This window comes from Collimonas sp. (assembly GCF_035566555.1).
In the GTDB taxonomy this organism is placed as follows: Bacteria; Pseudomonadota; Gammaproteobacteria; order Burkholderiales; family Burkholderiaceae_D; genus Collimonas.
Map to the genome: position 1 here is coordinate 1 of NZ_DATMRB010000064.1, position 7163 is coordinate 7163.

Genomic DNA, 7163 nt, shown 5'->3' on the forward strand with positions numbered 1-7163 from the left:
ACGAAACAAATTTCCAGAAAATGCAACAGCGTTTTCCAGGTCGTGCGCTGGAAAAAGCGGTCAAGGGCATGCTGCCTAAGGGTCCGCTTGGCTACGCCATGATCAAGAAGCTCAAAGTGTACGCAGATGGCACCCATCCGCACACCGCGCAGCAACCTAAAGCACTTGAACTCTAAGGAATAGACATGATCGGTAACTACAATTACGGAACCGGCCGTCGCAAGAGTGCAGTGGCTCGCGTTTTCATCAAGTCCGGCTCGGGCCAGATCATCGTCAACGGTAAGCCAGCGAATGAATACTTTTCGCGCGAAACCGGCCTGATGGTGATTCGTCAACCACTGGAATTGACTAACCATGTCGAAACTTTCGACATCAAGGTCAACGTCAGCGGCGGTGGCGAGTCCGGCCAGGCTGGTGCAGTTCGCCACGGTATCACTCGTGCACTGATCGACTACGATGCAACTTTGAAATCGGAGCTGTCCAAAGCCGGCTTCGTTACACGTGATGCACGTGAAGTTGAGCGTAAAAAAGTTGGTCTGCGCAAGGCACGTCGCGCAAAACAATTCTCCAAGCGCTAATCTACGCTTTCAGAATATCGAAAAGCCGCCAGGTTCGCGCCTGGCGGCTTTTTGTCATTTGTTGCGTAAGAATTTCATGTACGTAACATTGGCTGTGGGCATTGCCATGCTAATAACGGCAAAATATTGCCGTAGTGAATGTTAACAAGCTCAAACAATTGGCTGATAAAATAGTCGGCCCTATACTGTCTTGCTGCAAAAAGCGGCAGCGGCGGATAGCCAGGCTATCCGGTTCAGGAAGACAAAGCGCACAACGCTTCCAAGCAAGGAAAAGAAATGATCAAAGTCGGGATTGTGGGTGGTACGGGTTATACCGGGGTCGAGTTGCTGCGTTTGCTGGCAACCCATCCGCAGGTGCAGTTGCAGGCGGTGACTTCGCGCAAGGAAGACGGCATGCCGATTGCGGACATGTATCCGTCGCTGCGCGGGCGCGTTGCGCTGGCCTTTTCGGCGCCTGAAAAAGCCAATCTGACCGAATGCGATGTCGTCTTCTTCGCCACGCCGCACGGCGTCGCCATGGCGCAGACGCCCGAGTTGCTGGCGGCCGGCGTCAAGGTGATCGACCTGGCCGCCGATTTCCGCCTACAGGACACCGCGGTGTTCGAAAAATGGTACAAGATGCCGCACAGCTGCCCTGAGCTGCTGAAAGAAGCGGTGTACGGTTTACCCGAGCTGAACCGCGCCGCCATCAAGGATGCGCGCATCATCGGCAACCCGGGCTGCTATCCGACCACCATGCAGCTTGGCCTGGCGCCGTTGCTGAAGGCCGGCGTGGTGGATGCCGGACATCTGATCGCCGATTGCAAGTCGGGCGTTTCCGGCGCCGGCCGCAAGGCCGAAGTCGCCATGCTGTTCTCGGAAGCCAGCGACAATTTCAAGGCCTACGGCGTCTCCGGCCATCGTCATTCGCCGGAAACCGTGGAGCAGCTCGGCAAGCTCACCGAACAGAAAGTCGGCCTGCTGTTTACGCCGCACCTGGTGCCGATGATACGCGGCATGCATTCCACCATCTACGCGCGCCTGACCAAGGAGCTCGACAACGCCGCGCTGCAGGCGCTCTTTGAGGATGCTTACAAGAACGAACCGTTCGTCGACGTCATGCCGTTCGGCGCGCATCCTGAAACCCGTTCCACCCGCGGCTCGAACATATTGCGCATCGCCCTCCATCGGCCGAATGGCGGCGATACCTTGGTGGTGCTGGTGGTGCAGGACAACCTGGTCAAGGGCTCGGCCGGCCAGGCGGTGCAATGCATGAACCTGATGTTCGGCCTGGAAGAAACCACTGGTCTGATGCACGTGCCGGTCATGCCATGATGCTAGCGCTATCGGGGCTGGCCGCTACGCCGGCGACTGTCTGCGTGCGACGGAACCAGGCGCGATGAAATACAAGCTGTGGGTCCGGCGCATGTCGATTTCGGCGCCGAGAATGACCGTGAAAAGCCATTTCCCCTGGCCGCTGAAGGCGCTGTTCCTGATCGTGGTGCTGGGTTTCGGCGGCGCCATCGCCATGTGGATGTACGACCTGGGACGCGATTTTACCGGCCACAGTCCGGGCGTCAGCAAGCAGCAGTTGGCCGACCTGAATGAAAAAGTGAGCAGCCTGACGGCGGAACGTGACCGCTTTTCGACTACCGTCAACGCTGCCGAAAGCAGGATGAATATCGAGAAGGCGGCGCAGGAACAGCTGAGCCAGCAGATCAAGGCGCTGGAAGCCGAAAACGCCAAGCTGAAGGAAGATCTCGCTTTTTTTGAGGGTTTGCTGCCGAATGCGACCGGCAATCAGGGGATTGCGATTCAACGCCTGACGGCGGAATTGCAGACGCCGACGCAGTTGCGTTACCGCATGCTGATCATGCAGGGCGGCAAGGCGCCAAATTTCACCGGCGATGTGCAGTTGCTGGTGACGGCGACGGTGGCCGGGAAAAGCACGGTGCTGACCTTCCCGAGCGCCAGCGCGACGGCGGCCGACAAGGCCGCCTACAAACTGGATTTCAAGTATTACCAGCGGGTCGAGGCCGAACTGACTTTGCCGGAAGGCGCTGTGGTCAAGGCGATTCAAGCCAAGGTCATGGACAAGGGCCAGATGCGGGCGCAGCAAACCACTAATTTGTAAAAAGGGAAACATCATGTTCAACCGCAAAGCAAAGAGCACCATCGACAGCCTGATCGGTTCGTCGACCAGCATCCAGGGCGATGTCCACTTCAAGGGCGGTCTGCGTATCGACGGCCACGTCAAGGGCAACGTGGTGGCGGAAGTCGGCCAGGCCAGCGTGCTGGTGATTTCCGAGAGCGCCAAGGTGGAGGGCGAGGTGCGGGTCGCGCATCTGGTGGTCAACGGCGAAATCAGCGGCAACGTTTTCTCGTCGGAACTGCTTGAATTGCAGCCGAAAGCCCGCATAACTGGCGATGTCAATTACAAGGCGCTGGAAATGCATAGCGGCGCCCTGGTGAGCGGCAAGCTGACCCACGAACAAAACGTGATCGAACCGGTGTTAAAACTTGCCATGACGCAATCTGCCTGAAAACCGTAGCCGGTTTCAGGCTTTGCCTGCATGAATCCGGGCAAGCGCCTATAATGCAGTATTGTATGTATTCCCCCGCAGGAGCCAAAAATGAATGCTGTCGCTGAAATCCAAGATGTAGTCGCATCCCCTATCGTGTTTACCGATAGCGCCGCCGCCAAAGTTGCGCAACTGATCGAAGAAGAAGGCAATCCCGACCTGAAATTGCGCGTATTCGTGCAGGGTGGCGGCTGTTCCGGCTTCCAGTACGGCTTCACGTTCGATGAAATCGTCAATGAAGACGACACCACCATGAGCAAGAACGGCGTGCAGCTGCTGATCGACTCGATGAGCTACCAGTATCTGGTCGGCGCCGAAATCGATTACAAGGACGACCTGGAAGGCGCGCAGTTCGTGATCAAGAATCCGAACGCGACCACTACTTGCGGTTGCGGTTCTTCGTTCTCGGCCTGATGCATCCGGCCGCTTCCGTACCGGCCTGAGCAGCACGCAGCAGTAAAAAAAGACGCTGGGGAGTGATCCCCCGAGCGTCTTTTTTTATGCCGGTTTGAAGCCAAGGCCGGTTTTATCAGGCCGGGTAAAGCGCCCCCAGAATGCGCACACCGCGCGCGCCTGTCACCAGCGGCAGGTTGCCCGGCAAGCGCTGGTCGAAACGCAGCGCCAGCCAGGCGAACGCGACCGCCTCGACATGGTTGGGGGCAATCCCCAGCGCTGCGGTCGATTGTACGTTTGCCTTCAGTCCATGGCTTTGCAGCGCCTGTGCCAGCTGCACCATCAGATAGGAGTTATAGGCGCCGCCGCCGCAGACATACACCGTTTCTGCCGCCGGCGCGTGGCGCGCAATGGCGTCAGCGATAGTAGTGGCGGTCAGTGTCGCCAGGGTGGCCTGGACATCGGCCGGGCGCAGTTTCAATGGCGCCGTGTGGCTCAATTGCCTGTCCAGCCAGGCAGCATGGAACAGGTCGCGGCCGGTGCTCTTGGGCGGCGCGGCGGCAAAATATTCTTCCTTGCACATCTGCGCCAGCAAGGCGGCCGAGGGCTGGCCGCTGGCGGCCCAGTTGCCGTCTTTATCGTAATCTTTGTCCTGGTGGCGTTTGATCCACAAATCCATCAGCACATTGCCCGGTCCGGTATCGAAGCCAATCACATCGCGGTTCTCGCTATCAGCGTCCTGTCCATGCAAGACGCTGATGTTGCCGATGCCGCCGATATTCACCACCACCCGGGTTTGCGCAGGATCGGCGAACACTGCCTGGTGAAAAGCCGGGACCAGCGGCGCGCCCTGGCCGCCGGCGGCGATGTCGCGGCTGCGGAAATCGGCGATGACGTCGATGCCGGTCAGTTCCGCCAGCAGCGATGGATTGTTGGCCTGGCGCGTAAAGCCGAGCTCGGGACGATGACGGATGGTCTGGCCGTGGACGCCAATGGCGCGGATCTGCGTGGGCTGCAGGGCGGCGTCGGCCAGCAGGCGTTCGACGCAGGCGGCGTAGTGCGCGGCCAGGGTATTGGCCACCAGCGCCTCGCGTTCGATCTCATCCTGGCCGGCGCTCTGCAGGGCCATCAGCTCGGCGCGCAGCCCGGCTGAAAACGGCACGTAGGCCGAGGCCAGGGTGGTGACAGGCTGCTGTTCCGAGGCGGCGGCAAAGGCGGCAATGACGCCGTCGACGCCATCCAGGCTGGTGCCGGACATCAGGCCGATGTAGAGATCGCTGCGCAGATCGCCGGGGGAATGTGAAGTAGGCATAATAAAACCGTTGTGAGATCGCTTGATTTTACTAGCGCTCCGACAACGGTTCCATGTTTATCCTGCACGGAGGCAGAAATTTACTTTGTTGCCAACTTGGTGACAGCTGCCGCCGGTTTGGCCGTGGTTGTTTCGCTGCCGCTCAACAGGTTGAAACGATGGGTGATGTCCGCCGCCACCGTCTTGAAGCGTTGCAGCTCTGCGCCTGCCAGCGGGCTGGCGGTAGGCACCACCACCGAGAGCGGGTCGCGCGGCTCGTTGGCAACGCGGAATTCGTAGTGCAGATGCGGGCCGGTGGCCCAGCCGGTCATGCCGACATAGCCGATAACGTCACCCTGGCTGACCTTGCTGCCTTTGCGCGCTGCCGGCGCGAAACGGCTCATGTGGGCGTACACGGTGGAATACTTGCTGTCGTGCTTGATGATGACGACATTGCCGTAGCCGCTCTCGACGCCGGCGAAGTCAATCACGCCGTCGGCGGTAGCATGGATGGGGGTGCCCGTGGCCGCGGCGAAATCGACGCCGGTGTGCTTTTTCCACTTGCCGAGGATGGGGTGGATGCGCATCGAGAAGCCGGACGAAATGCGGGTAAAGGTGAGTGGCGATTTCAGGAACGCCTTTTTCAGCGATTTGCCGTCGAAACCGTAGTAGCCGCCCTGGCCGCTGCTGTCCGGATCGTCGAACCAGACTGCCTGGAACGGCTTGCCGCCGTTGACGAATTCGCCCGCCAGAATGCGGCCGGCGCGCAGGAACTGGCCGTCTTGCCAGAATGTTTCATAAGCGACATTGAAATGGTCGCCGCGCTTCAGGTCAGAGGCAAAATTGATATTGGTGCCGAACATGGCGACAATCTGCGATGCCACGCTGTCTGGAATATCGGCCGCGTCGGTGGCCGCGAACAGCGAGGAGCGGATCACGCCGGTATGCATTTCAACGCGCCGTTCAACCGTCGGTGTTTCCTCGGCAACGCTGAACTTGTCACCGTCGCGCCGGATCAGCAGATTCTTGGGGGAATTGTCGCGGCCGTCGGCCATGGTGGCGCGCAACATTTGCAATTGGCCGTCGTTGCTGGTCTGCGCTTGCACCGCGGTGCCCGGCTTCAGGCGCAGCATGGCGCGCGCGCTGCCGTCGGACTTGATGAAGCTGGCTGCCTCATCGTCGTCCACGCCTAGCCGCGTCAGCAAGGCCGCGAGGGTGTCGCCGGCGCGCATCTTGTCCTCGGCAAAGTACAGTTGTTGCTGGGCTTCAAGCTTGGCAATCTGCTCACTCAGGCTGGGCAATTCCAGTTCCGCGGAAATCGCCCTGACCGGCACGTCGTCCGGATCGGTTGGCAGCGGAGCAACACCGGCCGCGCCAAAGGCGACCAGAGTCAACAGCACGGCAGAAGCGGAGACAATACGGGTTTTACGTGAGGAATCAGTAAACAGGACGGGTATCTGCTGGAAAAACGGCTTGATACTGGACCGCAAGTTGATGATTTTATCTTTGAGAGACATGCAATACGTTAAAATTTGCCGTTTGCTACCGATTCTTGTGTTGTTGTTTGATTGAACGACTTGCGGCGGGATTAAAAGGATCAGGGATTATACCCTAGCCCATCTCGCTGGAATGTAGGACTAGTCTGATTTGTCGTAACCTTTTGTAGTCTCTGCATTTCCCGTCCAGGCGGCACTAGCGCTACTCTTTTTAGCATTTTTAGATTTCATTTTCGCTGGATTTTTATTTCCTATGGCTCACGATTCTCAAACCGCATCACCGCAAGCAGGCGCGGCTGCTGAAAACACTCCTCTGCTGCTGTCGGACCGCACCCTGGAGGCGCTGGCGATCACCAAGCGCGGCGTCGACGAACTGCTGATCGAGAGCGATTTTGCGCGCAAGCTGCAGCGCTCCGAACAAAGCGGCAAGCCGCTGCGCATCAAGCTCGGCCTGGACCCGACCGCGCCCGACCTGCATCTCGGCCATACCGTGGTGCTGAACAAGATGCGCCAGCTGCAGGACCTCGGCCATAACGTGATTTTCCTGATCGGCGACTTCACCTCGATGATCGGCGACCCGTCCGGCCGCAACATCACGCGGCCGCCGCTGACGCGCGAACAGATCGAAGAAAACGCCAAGACTTATTTTGCCCAGGCCAGCCTGGTGCTGGATCCGGCCCGCACTGAAATCCGCTACAACTCGGAATGGTCGGACAAGCTCGGTGCGCGCGGCATGATCCAGCTGTCGGCCAAATACACGGTGGCGCGCATCCTGGAACGTGAAGATTTCACCAAGCGTTACAAGGCCGGCACGCCGATCTCGGTGCACGAACTGCTGTACCCG

The 7163-nt window shown here is 59.2% G+C and carries 9 protein-coding genes; 7 read left to right on the forward strand and 2 right to left on the reverse strand.

The window, feature by feature from the left end; all coding sequences use genetic code 11:
• From VNZ65_RS08965 to erpA, 6 genes are all read left to right on the forward strand, one after another.
• Positions 1 to 176: uL13 family ribosomal protein (locus VNZ65_RS08965; RefSeq protein ID WP_325668151.1), on the forward strand; the 176-nt coding region annotated here is incomplete at its 5' end.
• A gap of 9 nt (positions 177 to 185) precedes the next feature.
• The gene (gene rpsI, locus VNZ65_RS08970) at positions 186 to 578 is read left to right on the forward strand and encodes a 30S ribosomal protein S9 (protein WP_038493344.1); all 393 of its coding nucleotides are present in this window, start codon (positions 186 to 188) and stop codon (positions 576 to 578) included.
• A 276-nt stretch (positions 579 to 854) separates the two neighbouring features.
• The gene (gene argC, locus VNZ65_RS08975; RefSeq protein WP_325668139.1) at positions 855 to 1892 is read left to right on the forward strand and encodes an N-acetyl-gamma-glutamyl-phosphate reductase; all 1038 of its coding nucleotides are present in this window, start codon (positions 855 to 857) and stop codon (positions 1890 to 1892) included.
• Positions 1893 to 1956: 64 nt separating this feature from the next.
• Positions 1957 to 2691, forward strand: a complete 735-nt coding sequence (locus VNZ65_RS08980; protein WP_325668141.1) for a DUF6776 family protein — start codon at positions 1957 to 1959, stop codon at positions 2689 to 2691.
• Between the two features lie 13 nt (positions 2692 to 2704).
• Positions 2705 to 3100 (forward strand): bactofilin family protein, encoded by a 396-nt coding sequence (locus VNZ65_RS08985; RefSeq protein ID WP_098494258.1) that lies wholly within the window; start codon positions 2705 to 2707, stop codon positions 3098 to 3100.
• Positions 3101 to 3190: 90 nt separating this feature from the next.
• Positions 3191 to 3553, forward strand: coding sequence for an iron-sulfur cluster insertion protein ErpA (gene erpA / locus VNZ65_RS08990; protein ID WP_014007938.1), 363 nt, complete (start codon positions 3191 to 3193; stop codon positions 3551 to 3553).
• A gap of 115 nt (positions 3554 to 3668) precedes the next feature.
• On the opposite strand, the gene VNZ65_RS08995 is transcribed toward erpA, so the two are convergent.
• Together VNZ65_RS08995 and VNZ65_RS09000 are read right to left on the reverse strand one after the other, a co-directional pair.
• Entirely contained in the window at positions 3669 to 4844 is a 1176-nt protein-coding gene (locus VNZ65_RS08995; protein ID WP_325668145.1) for an anhydro-N-acetylmuramic acid kinase, read from the reverse strand.
• Between the two features lie 80 nt (positions 4845 to 4924).
• On the reverse strand, positions 4925 to 6340 hold the full coding sequence (locus VNZ65_RS09000) for a M23 family metallopeptidase (protein WP_325668147.1): 1416 nt from the start codon (positions 6338 to 6340) through the stop codon (positions 4925 to 4927).
• A gap of 232 nt (positions 6341 to 6572) precedes the next feature.
• On the opposite strand from VNZ65_RS09000, the gene tyrS reads away from it, so the two are divergent.
• A partial coding sequence (gene tyrS / locus VNZ65_RS09005) for a tyrosine--tRNA ligase (protein WP_325668149.1) occupies positions 6573 to 7163 on the forward strand: 591 nt, incomplete at its 3' end.